Genomic DNA, 19,215 nt, shown 5'->3' on the forward strand with positions numbered 1-19,215 from the left:
ATGGCATCGAACCCCCTGCGCGCCGCCCGCCGTGTGTCAAGTTGGCGGCTCGTCTTCTTCGCGCGGACGCTGCTGCCAGAAGCCGCCTTTCATCGTCGCGATGGAAGGCGTTTCGGCCCATTGCCGCGGGCCCAGAATTTCGCCGCGCAGGATGTTGGGCATCACCTGCACGTCGAACACTTCGTCCACGCCGTTTTCGAATTGCAGCGTGCCCAGCACTTCGCCCGTGCGGGCATCGAGCGCCGCAACGCCCGCCACGAGCGCAGCAGATTCGCCCTCGATAGGCAGCCCCTGCGAGCCGCGCTTGTCGCGCAGCCGCGAAAGCCCGACGAACAGCACGCCGCCGTATTCGGCGAGGCCATGTGTGAAACCCGGCAGCGTGGCGATCACGCGCTTCGCGCCGCTGGCCGGGTCGATTTCCAGCACGTGCCCACGCCCGCCTTCCAGCACGAAGAGCCGGCCGCCGATCAGGCGCGGCGAATGCGGCATGGAAAGTCCGGACGCGACGATGCGGCCCGACGGCACCTCCATCACGATGCCGCCTGTTGCCATCTGCTTGCGCCAGCCGAACGGCGTGTTGGTTTCGCCGAGCGCCGTCGCGTAACGCACCTTGCCGTCGTGAAATGCCATGCCGTTGAGGTGGCAGCGGTCGTCGGGACCGAAGTCGGTGACGAACGGCGGCTGCCAGATCGGCGTGAAATTGAAGTAGCCGTCTATCACGCTGATGCACGAGTAGCGCGTGTTCACGGCAAGCACGATGTGTTTGTCGAACACCATGTCGTGCAGATCGAGGTCGCCGGTGTAGTACGAAACGCGCGGCACGAACACGGCGTCGTAATGGCCGGGGCGACCCGGGTAGAGCGGCGCCAGGTTCGATACGTTCGCGAAGATCATCAACTCGTGGATGGTGGCCACCGCGAGGCGGTTGCCGCTCACGGTCATGCCCATGGAGCGCGGCAGCAGGCACGCAGAAAGCGTGGGCACGCCGTTTTCCACACCGAGCAGCGCGACGCCGGACGGGCGGCGGCTCAGCGCAAGCGAGCATTTGAGCGACGCGAGCACGTCGAGAAACCGACCGGTGTCGCGCAGGTTGATGAACGGTTCGTCGACACTGCCCCCGGCAGACGCACTATCGGTTCCCCGTGCCGGTATATCGACGCCCTCGCCTTCTTCGATCTGTTCCACGCTTTTCGCGCCTCTTATGCCCCGCGGCGCGCCTCACGAACGAGGCCGCTACCCGCATTCGCGGCAGCGGATGGCCCGCACCGCCTGGTCTACGGTATCCACGCCCGGTCCGGTTGTGCGCGCAAACCTTTTTGGCGAATGGCGGGCAATCCGCTTTCGCCTTGAATAGCTGCGCACCGAATGGCAAGCCGTGGCTCTTATCTTCCTGGACGCATTGGGCGACTCAATACCGCATATTTTTTTGTGCGAATCGCTTTGGCGCCTGTGCTGAAGAAATCAATCGTCGTCTTTCCATCGTAAGTTTTTGTGACAGCTACCCGAATAATTCGTAGCGACGTGGAGGCCGCCAACGAGCCTTGAATTACGGTGCCGGACGCACTCCGGCAGCGCACGTGGAAGAAATCACACTCTGGGAAACGGCGTTCAAAACCGACGCCGCAAATGACAGCCATATGACGTCTACGCGATTACGCATAAAGACGCGACCTCAATAAGCTGCGGCATAGCCCGCTTTGCTACGTCTTATCCAATACAGGGAAAAGCAGAAGGGCAAGAACGTTCATGTTGATCACCACGGGGTTTTTGCGTTGGCTTTTGCGTTGGTTGCTGGCGAGGTTCACGGGCGCCTTCGCCACCTCGGTTCATGCGCGCGCCCCACTTGCCGGGTCGCTTTCGCACGACGACCGGCGGCTGCCGCTGCGCTGGCGCACGCCGTGGCTCGCGTGGCAGTCGCTTTCGTGGGTCGCGCTCACGTTGCTTGCGCCGCCGTTCTGGGCCATCGGCATTCTGCTTGTCATTAATCCGCACAGCGACCAGCCGCTCTTCTGGGCCGCGACCATGGCGATCGTGCCCATTGCGAGCGGCATCGCCATCATCGAGGTGAACCAGCAGCATCATCGCGCGCCGTTCACGAGCCGCCGCGCCGTCGCGCTGCGCTTCTTTCTGGTCAGCATGGCGATGTGCTGCGCGCTGTTTGTCGCGGCGCTGTGGACCACCGGGGCCATCGATGCATTACTTCGTCCGCTCGCCGAAATGGCACTCGGCAGCCGGCCCAACGCGCTCGTGCTTCCCGCCGCGTGTCTTGCGACGGCGTTCGGCATATCGTCATCCGCGCATGCGAGCATCGTTCACGCGTGGCTCGCGTTCGAAGCCTGACGCGCTCCCTTCACCACCGTGGGCACCTGCACATGGACTCCGACGCCGACCATCGCGCAGCACGATTGAAGCGTCCGCGCCGCGAACGCGGCATCGCGATCATTACGGTGCTGCTCGTCGTCGCGCTTGCGGCCACGCTCGCGGCAAGCGTGCTGTGGCGCGAACAGGTGGCCACCCGCGACGTCGAGAACCAGCGTCTCACTGCGCAAACCCTGTGGTCGGAGCGTGCCGCTGTGGAATGGGCGCGTACCGTGTTGCGCGCGCAGAGCGCGACGTCGAACGTGACGTACCTGGGGCAGTCGTGGTCCGCACCGGTAAGCGACGTGCAACTGGGCGATTTCCTGCCGCCCGAAGCCGCCACGCTCAATAGCGAGCTTGCGCACGCCTCCATTTCGGGCGACGTGGAAGATGCGCAGGCGAAGTTCAACGTGATGAACCTCGTCGCACGCGCGGCGCCGGGGCAACCGTGGCAGCCCAATGCGGAGGGCGTACTCGCCTACCGTCGGTTGCTGGGCGAACTCGGACTCAATTCCGCGCTCGCGCAGCAGACGGCCGCGTACCTCGTGCGTTCGCTGAGCGAGTCGAACGGCTCGGCGGAGTGGCCGCTGCAAGTGGTTTCCGTCGACGATCTCACGCGCATTCCCGGCTACGACGACAAGACCATCCAGGCCCTCGCGCCCTTTCTCACCGTGCTGCCCGACCTCACCAGCGTGAACGTGAACACCGCGAGCGAACCGGTGCTGGTCGCGGCCATTCCCACGCTCTCGCGCAGCCAGGCGCATCGGCTCGTGGAGCGCCGCGGTACCGCGTACTTCGTGAGCACGGGCGACGTCGCCGAAACGCTCGCGCCCACATCGGGCAGTACCGCGCTGCCCGACGGCGCGATGGTCGGCGTAAACAGCGGCTATTTCATCGTGCATTGCCGGATTCACTCGGCGCGTATCAATGCACGCATCGACACGCTGATTGCGCGCTACGGCGTGGGTAACTTCTCGTGGACCGCGGTGATCTGGGTGCACCGCGTCGCGGCGTAGCGCGCTTGCCTGACGCCTGCGGATCAGTTCAACGAAGGTTCGCCCATCGCAACCGCCGCGGGCGGCAGATTCGCCAATCCCGGCGCCAACGCCGACGCATAACCGAGCGAGAGCCGGTCAAGACTCGTCTCGCGCACTTCGCCGACGAGGCGGTTCCAGTCTTCGATCGAGACGAGCAGCGCGATGGGCCGGTTGTATTTGGTCACCATCACGAGCGCTTCGCCGGCATCGCGCAGTGCCTTCGACGGGTTGCTGCTGAAGTCGCGCGTGGCCATGGCGATGGTGCGCAGCTTCAGCGGCCCGGCCACGTTGAAGTCGGCCTTGTCGCGCAGGAGGCTATCGAGCGTCGCGTTGCGAAGCCTCGCCTGGGCGCGCGCAGAGACCTTGTTTTCGCGGCGTTTTCTGCGCTCGCTGCGCGGGTCCACGTGAATGGCGAGGTGACGCACGATCTCGCCCAGCTCCGTCGCGGTGAGCTGATCGTAGCGGCCCCAGCCTTCGGGCGGCAGCGCGATCATCATGCCCGCGTAGGTGGCCTCCACGCCCGCCGCGATATACGCAGGCAGACGGCTCACATCGCGTTCGTCGAGCTCGAGCGCGCCGCTCACGGCGGCCAGCATCGCGCTGAGGGCGTTCCAGGCGAGCGCGGCAATGCCTGCCGCCAGCAGCGCCGCACGCGGCGGCACTGCGGCGAGCGTACCGCCATCGAAGATGACGTCGAGCGGCAGCGGCAACGTCTCGCTCCACGGCCGGCACGACAATTCGATCACGCGTGCCGCGTCCAGTTGCGCCGCGGGCACGTTGGTCAGCACGACGACAGAGGTTTGCGCACCGTCGCGCGCCTCGTGACGCCGCCATTCGATGCGCCGAAATACGAGCGAGGCCCCGCAGCCATCGGAAAGACTCACGCGCTGCTCGTACACCGCGTCGCCGTCGATCAACGCCACTGCGCGAGCCGGCTCGAGTTCGCTACACGGCACCGGCATGCAGGCATGTTCGCGCACGACGAACGCGCTGCCGCCGCGCGGCCAGCCGGCCAGCACGGCATTGGCGCCGAAGCGGCCGTCCATGATCCATAGCTCGCCCGCGCGAACCGATTCCAGGAGCTTCGCGGCCAGTCCTCGCTCGTGCACGAAGCCGCGTTCGTACGGCAGGAGATCCACCACCATCGCGAGGTCGGGATCGTAGACGGGCAACGCTCGCGGTGCCGCTGCGGTGTTGCTGGTGTCGACGGCATTCACGGTGGCGCGTCCGCACGCGCCCGCAGGCGCCATGCACGCCACGACGGGCGAGACCAGCGTGCTATCGAGCACGCGCACGCGAAAACCCGCTACGGTTGCAGGGCGTTCGCGCCCTCGCGGCGAAGCGGCCGGCGCGAGCAGCTCGGCGCAGTCCTTCACAAGCGTGCGGCCCCAGTCGCTGCGAAGCCGGCTCACGCTGTCGTGCAAGGCCGTAAGTGCCGCGCCGAAACTCGCGGCCGCACCGGCCTGCCCATGCGGCGCAGGAATGGACGTCATCGCTTTCACCGCGAGCGAGAACAGCATCTCGCGCGTCTGCTCGTGCATGGGCTCGTGCATAGGCTCATGTGTCGGCTCATGCAGCGCCGCAGCGCCGCGTCGGGCCGCGTCGCTCATCCACTCCCCGTGCACCGCGGCCTGCAACACCAGCCTCGTCATGACGGCCATCGGGCTCTGCTCGACAAAGCGTTCCATGATCGTGCGTATCACGTCTTCCCCTCGCCCCTGTTTCGTCACTGCCTGCATGCACGGCTGCGCGCCAGGTCGCCTTGCGCCGCACCCGACTAAAAAAGCACGCGTGCTATCCTGCCTGCTCCGCGGGCGCAGCACGCCGCCTGCCATGGATCCGCGAGAACCCGGCATGTTTGTCGATCCACGTGTCGCGCATGGCCGCGCGAAGTTCGATTTGAACCGCTCCCCACGCCTCTTCGCCGAAGAACGACGCGGGGAAATTGCCGACGTCATCACGCGCGCCATCGATCAATTCAGCGGCACGCGCAATCGCCGCAATCTGATGCGGCTGCTCGAACGCCAGATCGCGCCGAAGCTCATTCGGCTCGGACTCGAACCCTACGTGGGCACCGTGGGTGAACGTGAAGGCCTCTTCCTGAATTTCTCCACCATGAGCGCGGAGCACGGGCTGCGCGAATTCCAGCTCGACCTCGCCGTGCCCGATCTCGTGCTGCGCAGCTTCGCGTCGAACACGATCCGGCCTCACGCGGTGGCGCGCTGCATGCAGCGCAATGGTGTGATGTCGGTAGCGGATATCGGAAGCGAAACGGACACGGCTTTCGTGCTCGCGCGCGTGGTGCGTGCGCTCGCGCTCGCGCAAAAGTGGCAGCAGGTGGGCGTGCCCACGCCGAATGGCCTCTTCGTCGGCGCGCTCAACGAAAGCACCGACGTGTGCCTGAACACCTACATCCGGCCCGCTGCCAGCGACCGGCCTTCGCGCTGGAGCGGCTTTGCCGCCCTGTTTTCGACGATGCCGGCCTGGAGCGCGGCCCAGATCCGGCAGGGAAGCGATCTGCTGCAATGGATGATCAACCATATCGTCTCCTTGCAAGAATCCGCACCGTTCGCCGAACGTTTTCCCTTTCTGCTCGAACCGTATCGCCCCGCCGACGACCCGCTCGACGCAGCCTGGTCCGCCGCTCGCGCCAACGCCTCAGACGGCCCGGCGTCCACCTGAAGCGCACGCGGCATCGCTTACATAAACTAGGTCGAAGCGAGCCGCGCTAACCCGCAGACGAACGTTCGAATGCACGCGGGCACGCGCATGGGCGATGACTGCGGCAAGCACAACAAGTGCAGCAAACAGCGAAGGGGCGAAGGGGCGAAGTGACGCCTCAGCCCGCGCGGGCGGCCCCTACATGCGGCTCGCGGCACAACGGCGCGGCAAATAACGGCTCAGTGAAGCGCGGTTCAGTGAATGGGCGACGCCCAGTCCGCGGCGTCGCGGCCCAGCATGCCGAGCATCCTCCAGAGCCAGATGATGTCGCGTGCCGCGCGCGCGTGGTCGTCGCTCTGCGTGCGCCAGCGCCGGAAGGCTTCGCGGTCGGCCTCATTCGCGTCGCGCGAGCGCAACCAGAGCACCCAGCGCACGGCCCCGTCGCGAATCTGCGCAGAAGCCGCGTGCGTGTGGCGAGAAGAGTCATGCAGTTGCGATGCTTTCATGTCCGCCACCGCTCACGCTGAGATGAACCCGCTCGCGCGTGGCGAGCGCCCCTAGTGCCCTTGCCTTCCTCCGTCATGCGAAACCGCACGAGGCCCTGGCGCACCGTCCTGCGCCCGCGGTACACGCAAGACGCGCGCACGACGTGCGCAGGCCGTCAGGCTACCCGCCCGCAGCTGCGACGTGGCCGGGCCGCTTTCCAGAGGCCCTCATAGATCAGGTCGGATGGAGCGGGGTGTAACCCGCAAAGCGCGAAGTGCACGCCGCTACGCGGCACACGTTCGAACCGCAGCGCACGCCGGTTGCGTTCAGCTCAGCAGCACGATATTGCCCGGCAGCCGCATCACGCGCGCGCCGTACAGGCGGCCCATCATGTCGAGCACGTCGTCGAGCCGCGTAATGGGGAATTGCGCCTGAATGCGGTTCTGGCCCAGCGCCGCGTTGCGCAGCACGACCTTGCCGGGCCGGTAGCGGTTGATCTCGTCGATCACCTCGGCAAGCGGCACGCCGTTGAACACCAGCACGCCGCGGCGCCACGCGGTGACGGCCGCTGCATCAGTGCGCGTGACGGGCCGCACGTGGCGGTCGTCGTAAATGATCTGCTCGCCTGCGCGCAGCGTGAGGTCGCCGCGCGCCCGCTGCACGGGATGGTCGAGCACGAGCCAGCCCGATACGCAGGTCACACACACCTCGGCGCCCGTGCGGCGCACGTTGAAACGCGCCACCTGGGCCTGCATGCGGCCCTTGCCCGCCACAACCGTCACCGGCTGGATGGGCGCGACGCGGCCGGCGGCAGGCGCAGCCGCGTCGAATTCGGCTTCGCCGTCCACCAGTTCCACGCCGCGCGCGGCCACGCGCGTGGGCAGCACGTCGAGCCGCGTCTGCGTATTCAGTTCGACGCTCACGCGGTCCGAGAGCGCGATGCGGCGCTGCTCGCCCGTGCCCGTGTAGTAGTCCGCGGCCATGTCGCCCAGCGACGGCCACAACTGCATGGGCGGACGCAGCGCGAGCCACGACGCGCCCGCCGCCACCGCGAAGCCGACGAAGGCGCGCCGGCCGGTCCGCACGGCACGCTCGCGCCGCGCCACGCCGGCCCACGACCGGCCCGACGCCCGCTCTTCCTGCGCGATCTCCGCTGCCGCCGAGCGCAACGAACTCCACGTTTCGCGCAACAGCTGAGCCGTCTGCGGATGGTCGGCGCACCACTCGCCGAACGCCGCGGCATCGGCCGGGCCTGCGTGCCCCGAACGCAGGCGCAGCAGCCACGCGCGCGCTTCTTCCTGCGCGAGGTCGACGGAATCGGCTTCAGCTTTGGTCATTGCAATGAGGCTCAAAATTTACGGGGCCCGCTGCGCGAACCGGGGTAGGCGTCGCCCGCCTCCTGGACGCGCTGCAGGCAATACTTCAGGGCCGCGCTCAACTCGCTTTCCACGAGCCGCAGCGAAATGCCGAACTGCTCCGCGATCTCGCGGTTCAGCAGGCCGTCCACGCGCGCCGCGATCAGAATGGCGCGACGCCGCGGCGTGAGGCCGCGCAGCACGTCTTTCAGGGCTTCCACCTTGCGCCGCGCCTCGACGATGCGCGCGGGGTCCGCGAGTTCGTCGGGCACGTCCATCAGGGTTTCGACGTCGTCGTCGTGCAGGTGCCGGCGCTCGCGCCGATGCTGGTCGATGGCGACGTTGTTGGCCATGCCGAGAATGTAGGCGTCCGCGTTGGCCACCTGCGTCGTGACGTTCGCGTTTTCCAGACGCAGCCACGTTTCGTGCAGGGCGTCGGTGGCGCCGTCCTTCGATCCCGTCACGCGCTCGAGACGCCTCACCAGATACGCGTAGCGCGAGGCCAGAAGCTTCCTCAACTGGGAGCGGGTGCTGTCGGCCATGGCGGACTAGTTCCGTTCGTCCGGCTGCGGGCAGCGAAAATGCACGCCGCTGCCGACCGGCCGCAACAGGATCGTGACGGGCTCGGGCACGCCCGCGGGCGGCGCCGAATCGAGCCTCATCCGCCGCAGTGCGCGCACGATGGCCGCGTCGCGCGAGGCGAGGCCGCTCGATGCCACCAGGTTGACCGCCACTACCGTCCCCTTGTCGTCGATACGCAGTTGCGCCACCAGCCGGTAACTGCCCGGTACGGTCGCGGGCTGCGCGCACAGCGCGTCAGTCATGCGCGCCTGCAGCGTGGCTGCGTAGGCGCGTTGTTCGTCGTTGCCGCTCATGCCGTCCGTCGGCGGCGCGGCGCTTGCCGGCTCGCTGCCTGCAGCGGCGGGCGGCGTCGAGGCCGCCCCTTCCGGCTGTGCCACGATGATCGCCTCGTCCGGCCCCGTGAATTCCGCGCGCAATCCGGTGCCGGCCAGCAGGTGCTCGAGCGCATCGCGCGGCGCGTAGTCCCCGCTCAAGGCGCTACTCGTGCGCCCTTCCAGCAACGGCGCGGGCGCCAGTACAACCAGATCCGTGACGTGCGCAAACGCTTGCAAGGCCTGGGACAGCGGCTGCGCGGGCAGATCGAAACGGACTGCACCCGCCGCTCGACTGTCTCGTCCCGCCTGCTGCGCCTCGGCGCAACGCGCCGTGAAAGCGGCAAACATCAGGCATGCGATCAGCGCCAGGACACCGGTAGGCGTCCATGAACGTCTCATGAGTCAATGGCCGGAAAAGAGGATGCGCCCGGCAGATGGCGCCTGCCCCGAACGAATGGCGCCCGCCGGAAAAATGCGAACGTCATACGATAGGTAAAGACTGTGACAGTCCGGTGACGTGGAGCGAAGGTGAGAGCGTGGGGCCTGGGGACGATGAAGCAGCGCGTGCGTTGGTGACGAGGCGAGTTAGTGGCGAGACGCGCCTGTGGCGAGCCGCTTTTTTGAGCGGCATCGCTCTTTACTGCCGCGCTGCCGGTTGCAGCGTGGCCGAAACGGTCGCCAGCCCGACACGCGATTCGGCGCTTGCATGCGCGTTGACGACGCGCACGTGCTGCTCGCGGCGCACCTGGTCGAGCCACGTCATCCACGCGGCGAAAGGCACCGCTTTCGCGTCGATCTGTACGTTGTCGCCCGTCGCGACGACGCGCGCCTCGGCCATGCCCGCCTGCGTGAGCGAGGCCGCCAGCGCGTCGCGCAATGCGCTGCCTTGCGGCGCGTGCACGGCCGCTGCGGCACGCAGGCGCCGTGCTTCGTCTGTTTGCCCTTGCATCTGCGCGAGTTGGGCATCGAGCCGCGGCAGGCTGGCCGCGATGCGCGCGCGCCCCTCGTATGCGGGCTCCCACAGCACGGTGTAGACGAAGGCGACGAGCAGCACCGTGCCGCCCGCCGCGAGCAGCCCGCGCTCGCGCGGCGCGCGGGCCTCGAACCATCCGCTCAGCGCGGCGCGCGCGGCGTGGAGTTGAGCGAGCCGAGCATCCATTTGCCGTTGTCTTCCTTCGTGGCGACGCCTTGTGCGAGCAGACGCCGGCGCAGGCCGTCACTATCGATCGTCGTGTCCGGCTTGAACGTGACGGCGAGCGCGCCGTCGCTGTAGTCGAGCGTGGCGATGGCGCTCGACGAAATGGGGCCCAGCGCCCGCGAGAGCGCGGCGGCCAGCACCAGGTAGTCGTCGGCGCGCAGTTCGCCAGCCCTGCTACGCAGCCGCTTGAGTTCGATCTGCATCTGCGTGGACGGATCGAGAATCAGCGTGATGCCGGGGAACGCGGTTTTCACGAGCTCGGTCATCCGCGCGTTCAATGCGTCTTGCCGGTGCCGCAGTTGCAGCCACTGAACGTTAATGGCCGCCATCGAAACCACGAGCGATGCCGCGACAAGCGCGATAGCCGGCCACCATGGGCGCAGTGCGCCTCGATCACCTGCCCGCCCGCGACCCGCGTTCGCGAATTCGAACTGGCACAGGTCGAACGGACACGCGAGCGCATTGCGCGCGAGATGGTCCCAGGCAAAGCTTTGTGCGGCGAGTGGGAAAGCGGTGTGCGCCGCGGTTCGCGACGGGTTTGCCGGATCGCCGTGATGACCGGCGTTCGTTTGCGCCGCGCTGTGCGCGTTGTCTGGCGTGCCTGTGTCATGCGCTTGCGGCACGTTCGCGGCGTCTGCCGTGCCCGAGGCGGTCAACACCCAGACTTGCAGCGTGCCGCGCCGCGCGAGTTCTGCAATCGTCGTGTCGAGACGGTCGGCGCGTACTTCCATGCCGAAGCCGGTGCGCCCCTGGCGAATCGCGAGTTCGACGTGGTCCACTTGCTCCGCGGAAGGGGCGCCCGCGTCGTGGAGCGGTTCGGTGTCGATATCCGCGTGCCCGTTGGCGTATGCCGCGTACGTGGTGTGTGCCGGTGTAGCGTGCTGAACGACGACGGCCTGTGCCGCTGCTTGAGCTTCGGCCTCGATCTGCGTGACCTGGTCCACGCGTTCGACCGACGCACGCCGTACGATCAACACGCCTGCATGGCGTCTGGCATCGCGTGCTTCCGTCTGGCTTGCGAGTGGCGATGCCTCCCGCGCGTCCTCGTCTTCGAGTTCGAGTCCAGGCTCGCGCCTCGCTTCGGCCAATTCGGCCCTCTCTGCCTCCTCAGCCGCCTCGTCGTGCGATCCGTCTGCCGGCGCAGGCAAACAGTGAACCAGCGGCACCGCCCGCACCCGTCCATAGCCCATCGCCGCGAACCATCGAACCACCGCCCCGAACCGCTCGCGATCCACCACCGCCAGCGCGCGGTTTGCCTCGCCCTTCTGCGCGGGCGCAACGGCGATATGGCTGCGCTGCGCGTCGTCGATCAAAAATTCTTCCACCACGTTGGGCAGCAGCTTGCGCAGCTTCGGCCCGGCGACAGGCGGCAGGCTTGCTTCGAGCAACAGCGTGTCGCGCGCCGAGAAAATCAGCACGGCGGTTTGCGCCTTCGGCAACGCATCGGGCAAACACGCGTCCGCGTGAACGATCTGCTCGCGGCGATCGAATAACGCATAGCGCACCCGCACGCGGTGCCAGGCCTGCATATCGAGCGGCTTCGCGTCGATAGCTTGAATAGAGGGCAGCAGCACGACGAGACTCGTCATCGCACGCCTCGCGTGAAGCCCAGTTGCATGCCCGCGCGCCCGTTCACGGTGCCCGCACCACGAAGTTGCCGATGCCCGTGCCCACCACGAGCCATTGCACCGACCCGGACGAGAGCGCAATCGTGACAGGCACGTCGATGCTCTCCGCGCCCAGCACCACGCGCGAAATCGCGGCGCCGCCCGTATAGCGGATGGACACGCCCGTGACGCTCGCGCTCCAGCGATGCGCGCGGAACAGGTCGTCGGTCATGGGTTGCCAGGCGCCGTTTTCGGCGCGCTGATAGAAGCGATAGCCGCCATTTACGGGTTGCCACGCGATCGGTGTGGAACGCACCTGTGCTTCGTCGCCTGCGGATTCAAGCAGGCTCGCCAGGCGCTGCGCTTCTTCGGCGAGATCGGTGCGCCGGTTCCTGGAGGGCGCGAGCGTTACCACGGCCACGAGCAGCCCGACGATCAGCATCACCACGAGCATTTCGAGCAGCGTGAAGCCTGCGGCACGTTGCGTCGTGCTCATGCGGTGCATGCCTGGCACTGCGCGCGTGGACGCCATGCGGCCGTCGTGCGGCAAGCGGCCATCGTGCACGAACGGCAGCGCGTTTATCGCGCCACCGCAGCCGCGCATGCCAGCGCCCGCGCGCTCACTGCCCTCTCTGCCCTCTCTGCCTTCACTGCCACGAACCAATGTCCGCATCGTTGTTCTCTCCGCCTGCCTTGCCGTCGGCGCCATAGCTGAACACGTCGATTGCGCCGTGCACGCCGGGATTCAGATATTGATACGCGTTGCCCCACGGGTCGTTGGGCAGGCGCTCCAGGTAGCCGCCGTCTTTCCAGTTGTTGGGCACGGGGTCTACCGAGGGCTTTTCCACGAGCGCGCGCAGCCCCTGGTCCTGCGACGGATACCGCCCGTTGTCGAGCCGGTACAGATTGAGCGCCTGCATCACCGTGCCGATGTCCTGCTTCGCCGCCACGCGCCGCGCCTCGTCGGGGCGGCTCATGATCTTCGGCACGATGAGCGCGGCGAGAATGCCGAGAATCGCGATCACCACCATGATTTCGATAAGGGTGAAGCCGCGCTGGCTGCGCGGGTTGCCTTGGCCGCTTTGGTACCGCCGCGCTGAACGCGGTGTGCACGCATGCGTTGAATGAGTCATTGCGGGTCGCGTCATCATCTCTTCACCCTCGCGTCAAAAAATGTCGGCATGTGCTGCGTTTCGTGCACGCGCCGCTCAATCGCTCGTTCGCTTCGTCGGTTTCCTTCTTGCCGCCCGGGACTTCCACCATGATTCGCCTGCCCCTGACTCGCCTCGCCGTTGCGCCCATGCTCGCCACGGCTGTAGCGGCTGCGCTGTTTATCGCCGTGGTGCTCTGGTGGATGCGCGTATTCAGCGCGCCGGCAGCAGCCGCACCGGCCATCACGCCTCCACCCGCGCCGCTCGACGTATCCGCGGGCACGACGCTCTTCGGTGCCTCGCCCGACGCCGACGCGCACAACACCCTCCAGTTGCTCGGCATCCTCTCGTTCGACGCACACCATGCCGCCGCCATCGTGAGCCAGGGCGGCGAGGCGGCGCGTGTCGTGCGTCTGGGCGGCACAGTCGGCCACGCCGCGAAACTCGCTGAAGTACGCGCGCATTCCATCGTGGTGGAAAGCAACGGCTTGCAGCGCGAAATCAGATTGCCGGACGCCCAAAGCCCGAGCGCGTTCGTGCGTTGAACCTGCATGCCGCTGCATGCCACCGCGTGCGGCAGGTGCGCCGTTCATCACTGCACCATGTTGTTGAGTTCGATGATCGGCATCATCACCGCGAGCACGATCACGAGCACCACGCCGCCCATCGCGAGAATCAGCAGCGGTTCGAGCAGGCTTGTGAGAAACATCGTGCGACGCTCCAGTTCACGCGACTCGCCTTCGGACGCGCGGTCGAGCATCGTCGTCACGTCGCCGGTCGCCTCGCCCGAGCGGATCAGATGCACGAGCACGGGCGGAAACGTCTTCGTATTGCCGAGCGCACGCGAGAGCGACGAGCCCTCGCGCACGCGCACGATGGCGTCTTCCACCTTGCCGAACATCGCACGGTTGCTCAGCGTTTCGCCGGCGGCCTGCAACGCACGCAGAATCGGCACGCCTGCCGCCGAGAGAATGCCGAGCGTGCTCGCGAAGCGCACGGTGTTGTAGCCGCGCACAAGCCGGCCCGCGAGCGGCGCCGTCAACAGCCATTGGTCGAACGCGAGCCGCGGGCCCGGCAGCGCAAGCACCTTGCGCGTGAGCCACCCCGCCGCGAAGAGCCCACCGAGTGCAGCCCACCACCAGTGCCGCACGAAACCCGAGAGCGCGAGCATCGCGACCGTGAGAAACGGCAATTGCTGTTTGGTGCTCGTGAATACGTTGGCCACCTGCGGCACCACGTAGCTCAACAGAAACGTGACGATGCCGAACGCAATCACCGTGACGACCGCGGGGTACGTGAACGCGAGCAGAATTTTCTGCCGCAGCGCGTTGCTCTGCTCGATGTAGTCCGCAAGGCGCGAGAGCACCACGCCGAGCTTGCCCGTATGCTCGCCCGCGGCGACGAGCGCGCGATAGATGTCGGGAAAATCGCGCGGATGCTGCGAGAGCGCATTCGCAAACGAGTGGCCGCCCACCACTTCCGCGCGTATCGAGGCCATCAGTTCGCGCACGTAGTCGCGCTCGGCCTGGTCGCTCAACACCGAAAGCGATTCGTCGAGCGGCAGGCCCGCAATCAACAGGCTCGCAAGCTGTCGCGTGACGATGGCCTGCTCGCGCTGCGAAAGCTTCTTGCCGAGCGCGAGCCGCTGGTTGCGCTCGCCGTGCAGTCGCGATGCGGCCAGTTCGACGACGAGCGGCGTCAAACCCTGCGCGCGCAACTGGCTGCGCCCGGCCTTCGCGCTATCGGCTTCCAGCACGCCTCGCAAGGTCTTGCCCGTGGGGTTGATTGCTTCGTAGCGGAACGCAGACATCATGGGGCTCCTGTTGTCGCTGAAGCGCTTGCAGTACCGGAAGCACCCGAGGCACCTGCTGCTGCCGCTGCACCGGTCACGCTGTCCGAGGCGGGAGCGGAACCGCCATCGCCACTCCCGGACGGCCGCTTCATCCGCTGCAGATCGAAGAGGCCCTCGGCCGGGGCCACGCCCTGCTCCGGGCCCGGCGGACGCGGCGGCAGCGCAGGGATGTCGCGGTCGCGTTCGATGCGGTTGTCCGAGCGGTAGTCGCTCATCTGTTGTTGCAGCTGGTCGTAGCGGCTGCCCGAAATGCTCGCGGTGGTCTCGCCGTCGTGCAGGATCACGGGCCGCAGAAACACCATCACGTTGGTCTTCGTGCGGCTCTTGTTCTCCGCGCGAAAGAGCGAGCCGATCAGCGGCAGATCACCGAGGAACGGCACCTTGTTGTTGCCGTCCGAGTAATTGTCCTGAATGAGGCCGCCCAGCACGATGATCTCGCCGTCGTCAGTGAGCACCGTCGACTGCACCGACCGCTTGATGATGGTCACGCCGCCGGGATTGTTCACGGAGGTGGGGTCCACCGACGAGTCTTCCGAATAGATCTGCAGCTTGATGACCCCGCCCTTCGTGATCTGCGGACGCACGTGCAGCACGATGCCCACGTCCTGCCGGTCGAACGTGTTGAACGCGTTGACGCCCGTGCTCGAAACAGCCGTGGCCGTCGAATACGAACCCGTTTGCACCGGCACGTTGGAGCCCACGACGATGCGCGCTTCTTCGTTGTCGAGCGTGATGAGATTCGGCGACGAGAGAATCGACGCGTTGCTCACGGTCGCCAGCGCCTGCACGAGCGCGCCGAGCCCGAAGAAGTTGCCGAACTTGTGCAGCAGGCCGATGTTGATGCCGTTGTTGAGCAGCGTGGTGGCCGTCGCGGTGGAGAGATTCTGGCCGAGGGTCTGCCCTTGCGCCGTGAGGTCCACGATGCTCTGGCTCGTCGACGTGCCGAAATTCGTGCTGCCATACAGCGCGTTGTTGCCGTTGCCCGACTGGATGGCGCCCTGCCACTGCACGCCGAGATTCGCGGCCGAGGTCGCGCTCATCTCCACGATCATCGCTTCCAGATAGACCTGGGCGCGGCGCACGTCGAGCTGGTCGATCACGTTGCGGATGTTCTGATAGACCGGCTCGGGCGCGGTGATGACGAGCGAGTTCGTGGCGGCGTCGGCCTGAATCATGCCGTTCGCCGCGGACTCCGCGCCGCCGCCCATCGCGCTCGCAATCAGGCCGCCGCGCGCCGTGGTGGTGTCGCCGCTGGTCGAGCCCGATGCGCTGTCGGTCGTGCCCGGCAGCGGCGGCAGGCCCGCCGTGCCCGTGGATGCGTTCGTGCCGGTGCCCGAGCCGCCGCTCTTGCCGGACATGCCGCCGTTGCTCTCGCTGAAGCTTTTCGCTGAAGAGGTGCCCAGCGAACCGCTGCCCGTATCGCTGGCGAGACCCAGCATGCCGCGCAACACCTTCGCGAGATCCACGGCGCTCGCGTTTTGCAGGCGCACCACATGCATGTTGCCGGGCACGCGCGTCGGCGCATCGAGCTGCGCGATGAGCGCTTTGGCGTCGGCGACGCGGCCAGGGTCGGTGGCGCGCAGCAGCAATGCGTTGAGGCGCGGGTCTGCGCTTACCGACACCTTGAGCGTGGCATCGGCGTTGCCCGTCGTGCTCGGGTCCAGCATTCTCTGCACGACGGGCGCGAGGTCCATGGCGCTTTCGTGATTGAGCGGCACCACGGCCACGCGCTGCGACGTGCTCGCGTCGATGCCCGAGATGATCTGCGCGATGCGGCGCACGTTGTCGGCGTAGTCCGTGACGACGAGCGTGTTGTCGTTCGCGTAGGCCGCAATCACGTTGTTGGGACTCACGAGCGGTTTGAGCACGGGCAGCAGATTCGTCGCGGATTCGTTGCGCAGGCGGAACACCTGCGTAATGACGTGGTCGCCGCTTGCGCGCGGCGTGTTGCCGACGTAGGTGGGCGTGCCTTGCAGCTTCGCATCGGCCTCGGGCACCACCTTCAGAATGCCGTGGTCGCGTACGAGCGCGAAGCCCTGCATGCGCAGCGCGGCTTCGAGCGTCTTGAGCGCGCGCTCCTTGCTGACGGGGTTGTCCGAGACGAGATTGAGCTGCCCTTTCACGCGCGGGTCCACGATGATCGTCGTATCGGTGGCGGCGCCGATGGCCCTGGCCACCTGCGCCACGTCGGCATTCGAAAAGTTGAGGCTTACCTGCGCGAAGGCAAACCGCGCGGCGACCAGACCGGTCAACAGAATCGCGAAACCTGCGGGGGAACAACCGAAGCGACCGAAGCGTGAGCGTGTGCTTGTCATAGAGCTGGGTTCGATGCCGGAGCAACAGGCGGGCGGCGACGAACGCGTCTGCCGCGTGCATCGATACTCCACAGCACACCCCGCATGGCCTCGTCTGTTCGTCGGGTCCCCGGCGCGCCTCATGCCGGACGGATTCGCCCGGCAAAGACTAAGCAGCGAAGTGGATCAGAATTATGACGAATGGTGGGCAACATTTTTTGCGGGGGTTGGGTGGATTTCATTAAATCGTTTTCGGCGGATTCGATTTTCGCTTCTGTCATATAGACGTTTCGACGTTTTATATTCAGGCCGCATTGCGTGGTTTAATTTTTTGCGCCGAAATTCGCTTTTTTATAAATGGCGAATCGTGGAACGGCGAGGCTTTTCAAGACGTGACATAAATGGTCCGTAGCATCTGCCATCAAATTGACGTGGAAGGGCGGTAGGGGCTTTGCCGTTGCGGGCACGGGTACGCCTCGCTTGCTGCTCGGGCGGTTGGGGGTTTTCTTTCTCGGGTTTTTGTTGCCTGTCTTCGGCTTGTTTTCCGCTCGCTGCGGCTCTCAATCGCTCTTGCCAGATCCCATATGGGGTACAGCCGATTTTCAAAAATGGTCCGTACCATTCGCTATAAAAGTTTCACAAATTCTTTCCAGATTTCACCTAGAGTAATTCGGCGGTTCACACCGGACACCGGTCGCCGCAATGTGGCAATCAAGCGGTACTCGTCTCGTCATCAGGCAACAGGCATTCCCTTTATCTTCGTTCAAGGAAATCTCATGAAATCCAGCAAGCGCAAGATCTGCCAGGTCCTGGCACTCGTTCTCTCCAGCGTGGGCGCCACGGCCGCTATGGCCGCCGGCCCGCTCGTGCAAGGCGGCGGCTCGTCGCTCGTGGCCCCGACCATCGGCAGCGTCAGCCAGGCCAATACGGAAATCGGCCTCTTCGGCACCAGCGAAGCCACGTTCACGTACTACTCCGTCGGCTCGGGCGCCGGCCAGAACGGGTTCCTGAGCAACGCACCGTCGTTCTTCGGCTCCACCGTGACGGGCACGGTGGACTTCGCCAACAGCGACGCGGCCCTCTCCACGGCGCAAGTCACGAACTACAAGAGCAGCACGGTCGGCACGGCCAGCGGCCCGCTGATCCAGATTCCGTACATCGTCACGCCGATTGCAATCCCCCTCATCAACGCGCCGGCCGTGACCAGCACGACGACGCCGCAAACCACGCCGAGCCAGGCACACAGCATTGCGCTGAACGACGACGACCTGTGCGGCATCTTCTCGGGCAAGCTCACGAACTGGAACCAGGTGACGAACCCCGAAACGAGCGCCACGTACAGCCTGAACTCGCCGATCAAGGTGGTCTACCGTGCTGACGGCAGCGGCACGACCGAACTGCTGACGCGCCACCTGGCCGCGGTTTGCACGACCGCCAACACGGCGAGCGGCGTCACGTTCGTCGATTCGCTCACGTTCGCCAACACCTCGGCCTTCCCGAGCGGTGTGCCCTCGAACTTCGTCTCCGCCACGGGTAGCGGCGGCGTGCGTTCCGCGCTGCTGACCATCCAAAGCTCGTCGGGTTCGCCCGCCGCCGTGGCTTACATCAGCCCGGACTACACGAACACGTTCCTTGCTCCGTCCAGCTCGTCGGCTTCGCCGGCGCTGCAGGTGGCGAGCCTGTTCAACGCGCGGAACAGCACGTACTACGCGCCGACGGCCGCCAACGCAACGACGGCGCTGGGTAGCATCGCAGCCCCGACCGGCACTGCAGCCGCTGATCCGACCCAGTGGGTGCCCGTTTCCGGCGCCAACTACACGGCCCTGGCCAACCCCGCTTCGGGTTATCCCGTTTCGGGCACGAGCCAGATCATCCTGAGCCAGTGCTATGCGGACGCCAACGTGACGAAGGCTGTCACGGACTACCTGAACGACCACTACACGAACGCTACGTTCGCCTCGGTCGTTCATGGCAACGGCTTCGATACGGTACCGTCGGGCTTCCAGAGCGCGATCGTCGGCGACTTCCTGACGGCTAATCGCAACAACCTGAACATCGGCAACTCGACGGTGTGCAGCGGCAAGGGCCGCTAAGCCGGCGACGCGTTAGCGTCTCCTGCTGATACCGACACGTCGCGCCCCGGAGGTTCCGGGGCGCGACGTGCGTTTTTGTGCTTGACCGATACGGCAGATGGTTGGTCGCAGCTCACGAGCGTGTCGATGTGCCGGCCGGAGTGCGCGTCACAACTCTCTCCAACTGATGCCGCTGCGTGCCAGTAACGCTTCAAAGGCGTGACCGGTTCGCAAGACTCTCGGCTTCC

The 19,215-nt window shown here is 66.3% G+C and carries 17 protein-coding genes; 5 read left to right on the forward strand and 12 right to left on the reverse strand.

What is annotated here, in order from left to right:
• Window positions 1-36 precede the first annotated feature (36 nt).
• Window positions 37-1,185: a TIGR03032 family protein gene (locus P2869_RS27785; protein WP_277598612.1), complete on the reverse strand. Its 1,149-nt coding sequence runs from the start codon at window positions 1,183-1,185 to the stop codon at window positions 37-39.
• A 561-nt stretch (window positions 1,186-1,746) separates the two neighbouring features.
• Between P2869_RS27785 and P2869_RS27790 the strand changes: the two genes are divergently transcribed.
• Window positions 1,747-2,340, forward strand: coding sequence for a hypothetical protein (locus P2869_RS27790; RefSeq protein ID WP_277598613.1), 594 nt, complete (start codon window positions 1,747-1,749; stop codon window positions 2,338-2,340).
• Between the two features lie 32 nt (window positions 2,341-2,372).
• Window positions 2,373-3,374, forward strand: coding sequence for a type II secretion system minor pseudopilin GspK (gene gspK / locus P2869_RS27795; protein WP_277598614.1), 1,002 nt, complete (start codon window positions 2,373-2,375; stop codon window positions 3,372-3,374).
• Between the two features lie 23 nt (window positions 3,375-3,397).
• Here the strand turns inward: gspK and P2869_RS27800 are convergent, their stop codons facing one another.
• Window positions 3,398-5,134, reverse strand: a complete 1,737-nt coding sequence (locus P2869_RS27800; protein ID WP_277598615.1) for a type II toxin-antitoxin system Phd/YefM family antitoxin — start codon at window positions 5,132-5,134, stop codon at window positions 3,398-3,400.
• A 94-nt stretch (window positions 5,135-5,228) separates the two neighbouring features.
• Between P2869_RS27800 and P2869_RS27805 the strand changes: the two genes are divergently transcribed.
• Window positions 5,229-6,077, forward strand: coding sequence for a hypothetical protein (locus P2869_RS27805; protein ID WP_277598616.1), 849 nt, complete (start codon window positions 5,229-5,231; stop codon window positions 6,075-6,077).
• A 233-nt stretch (window positions 6,078-6,310) separates the two neighbouring features.
• On the opposite strand, the gene P2869_RS27810 is transcribed toward P2869_RS27805, so the two are convergent.
• From P2869_RS27810 to gspG, 8 genes are all read right to left on the reverse strand, one after another.
• A complete protein-coding gene (locus P2869_RS27810) occupies window positions 6,311-6,562 on the reverse strand; it encodes a DUF4880 domain-containing protein (RefSeq protein WP_277598617.1) in 252 nt (83 codons plus the stop codon).
• Between the two features lie 306 nt (window positions 6,563-6,868).
• Window positions 6,869-7,879, reverse strand: a complete 1,011-nt coding sequence (locus tag P2869_RS27815; protein WP_277598618.1) for a FecR domain-containing protein — start codon at window positions 7,877-7,879, stop codon at window positions 6,869-6,871.
• Between the two features lie 11 nt (window positions 7,880-7,890).
• Window positions 7,891-8,439, reverse strand: coding sequence for an RNA polymerase sigma factor (locus tag P2869_RS27820; protein ID WP_017775097.1), 549 nt, complete (start codon window positions 8,437-8,439; stop codon window positions 7,891-7,893).
• Between the two features lie 6 nt (window positions 8,440-8,445).
• Entirely contained in the window at window positions 8,446-9,192 is a 747-nt protein-coding gene (locus P2869_RS27825; protein WP_277598619.1) for a secretin and TonB N-terminal domain-containing protein, read from the reverse strand.
• Window positions 9,193-9,430: 238 nt separating this feature from the next.
• Window positions 9,431-9,952 (reverse strand): type II secretion system protein M, encoded by a 522-nt coding sequence (locus P2869_RS27830; RefSeq protein WP_277598620.1) that lies wholly within the window; start codon window positions 9,950-9,952, stop codon window positions 9,431-9,433.
• The gene (gene gspL / locus P2869_RS27835) at window positions 9,907-11,580 is read right to left on the reverse strand and encodes a type II secretion system protein GspL (protein ID WP_277598621.1); all 1,674 of its coding nucleotides are present in this window, start codon (window positions 11,578-11,580) and stop codon (window positions 9,907-9,909) included. The genes P2869_RS27830 and gspL overlap by 46 nt, the downstream gene beginning before the upstream one ends.
• Before the next feature lie 43 nt (window positions 11,581-11,623).
• Entirely contained in the window at window positions 11,624-12,103 is a 480-nt protein-coding gene (locus tag P2869_RS27840; RefSeq protein WP_277599864.1) for a GspH/FimT family pseudopilin, read from the reverse strand.
• A gap of 142 nt (window positions 12,104-12,245) precedes the next feature.
• Window positions 12,246-12,731 carry a type II secretion system major pseudopilin GspG gene (gspG, locus tag P2869_RS27845; protein ID WP_017775092.1) on the reverse strand — a complete coding sequence of 162 codons (486 nt, stop codon included), beginning with the start codon at window positions 12,729-12,731 and terminating at the stop codon, window positions 12,246-12,248.
• Window positions 12,732-12,859: 128 nt separating this feature from the next.
• Between gspG and P2869_RS27850 the strand changes: the two genes are divergently transcribed.
• Window positions 12,860-13,294: a general secretion pathway protein GspC gene (locus P2869_RS27850; protein ID WP_277598622.1), complete on the forward strand. Its 435-nt coding sequence runs from the start codon at window positions 12,860-12,862 to the stop codon at window positions 13,292-13,294.
• A gap of 47 nt (window positions 13,295-13,341) precedes the next feature.
• Here the strand turns inward: P2869_RS27850 and gspF are convergent, their stop codons facing one another.
• Both gspF and gspD read right to left on the reverse strand, forming a co-directional pair.
• Window positions 13,342-14,559 (reverse strand): type II secretion system inner membrane protein GspF, encoded by a 1,218-nt coding sequence (gspF, locus tag P2869_RS27855; protein ID WP_199541036.1) that lies wholly within the window; start codon window positions 14,557-14,559, stop codon window positions 13,342-13,344.
• On the reverse strand, window positions 14,559-16,916 hold the full coding sequence (gene gspD / locus P2869_RS27860; protein ID WP_277598623.1) for a type II secretion system secretin GspD: 2,358 nt from the start codon (window positions 16,914-16,916) through the stop codon (window positions 14,559-14,561). Before gspD ends, gspF begins: the two co-directional genes overlap by 1 nt.
• A gap of 755 nt (window positions 16,917-17,671) precedes the next feature.
• On the opposite strand from gspD, the gene P2869_RS27865 reads away from it, so the two are divergent.
• Window positions 17,672-18,988 carry a substrate-binding domain-containing protein gene (locus P2869_RS27865; RefSeq protein WP_277598624.1) on the forward strand — a complete coding sequence of 439 codons (1,317 nt, stop codon included), beginning with the start codon at window positions 17,672-17,674 and terminating at the stop codon, window positions 18,986-18,988.
• Window positions 18,989-19,215: the final 227 nt, after the last annotated feature.

This window comes from Paraburkholderia sp. SUR17 (assembly GCF_029536165.1).
Lineage (GTDB): Bacteria > Pseudomonadota > Gammaproteobacteria > Burkholderiales > Burkholderiaceae > Paraburkholderia > Paraburkholderia kururiensis.

Bases quoted from the DNA above. Each gene is read 5' to 3' on its own strand.
- P2869_RS27790 (WP_277598613.1), top strand. From the start codon at position 1,747: ATGTTGATCACCACGGGGTTTTTGCGTTGGCTTTTGCGTTGGTTGCTG.
- gspK (WP_277598614.1), top strand. From the start codon at position 2,373: ATGGACTCCGACGCCGACCATCGCGCAGCACGATTGAAGCGTCCGCGC.
- P2869_RS27800 (WP_277598615.1), bottom strand. From the start codon at position 5,134: ATGCAGGCAGTGACGAAACAGGGGCGAGGGGAAGACGTGATACGCACG.
- P2869_RS27805 (WP_277598616.1), top strand. From the start codon at position 5,229: ATGGATCCGCGAGAACCCGGCATGTTTGTCGATCCACGTGTCGCGCAT.
- P2869_RS27810 (WP_277598617.1), bottom strand. From the start codon at position 6,562: ATGAAAGCATCGCAACTGCATGACTCTTCTCGCCACACGCACGCGGCT.
- P2869_RS27815 (WP_277598618.1), bottom strand. From the start codon at position 7,879: ATGACCAAAGCTGAAGCCGATTCCGTCGACCTCGCGCAGGAAGAAGCG.
- P2869_RS27820 (WP_017775097.1), bottom strand. From the start codon at position 8,439: ATGGCCGACAGCACCCGCTCCCAGTTGAGGAAGCTTCTGGCCTCGCGC.
- P2869_RS27825 (WP_277598619.1), bottom strand. From the start codon at position 9,192: ATGAGACGTTCATGGACGCCTACCGGTGTCCTGGCGCTGATCGCATGC.
- P2869_RS27830 (WP_277598620.1), bottom strand. From the start codon at position 9,952: ATGGATGCTCGGCTCGCTCAACTCCACGCCGCGCGCGCCGCGCTGAGC.
- gspL (WP_277598621.1), bottom strand. From the start codon at position 11,580: ATGACGAGTCTCGTCGTGCTGCTGCCCTCTATTCAAGCTATCGACGCG.
- P2869_RS27840 (WP_277599864.1), bottom strand. From the start codon at position 12,103: ATGCACCGCATGAGCACGACGCAACGTGCCGCAGGCTTCACGCTGCTC.
- gspG (WP_017775092.1), bottom strand. From the start codon at position 12,731: ATGACTCATTCAACGCATGCGTGCACACCGCGTTCAGCGCGGCGGTAC.
- P2869_RS27850 (WP_277598622.1), top strand. From the start codon at position 12,860: ATGATTCGCCTGCCCCTGACTCGCCTCGCCGTTGCGCCCATGCTCGCC.
- gspF (WP_199541036.1), bottom strand. From the start codon at position 14,559: ATGTCTGCGTTCCGCTACGAAGCAATCAACCCCACGGGCAAGACCTTG.
- gspD (WP_277598623.1), bottom strand. From the start codon at position 16,916: ATGACAAGCACACGCTCACGCTTCGGTCGCTTCGGTTGTTCCCCCGCA.
- P2869_RS27865 (WP_277598624.1), top strand. From the start codon at position 17,672: ATGAAATCCAGCAAGCGCAAGATCTGCCAGGTCCTGGCACTCGTTCTC.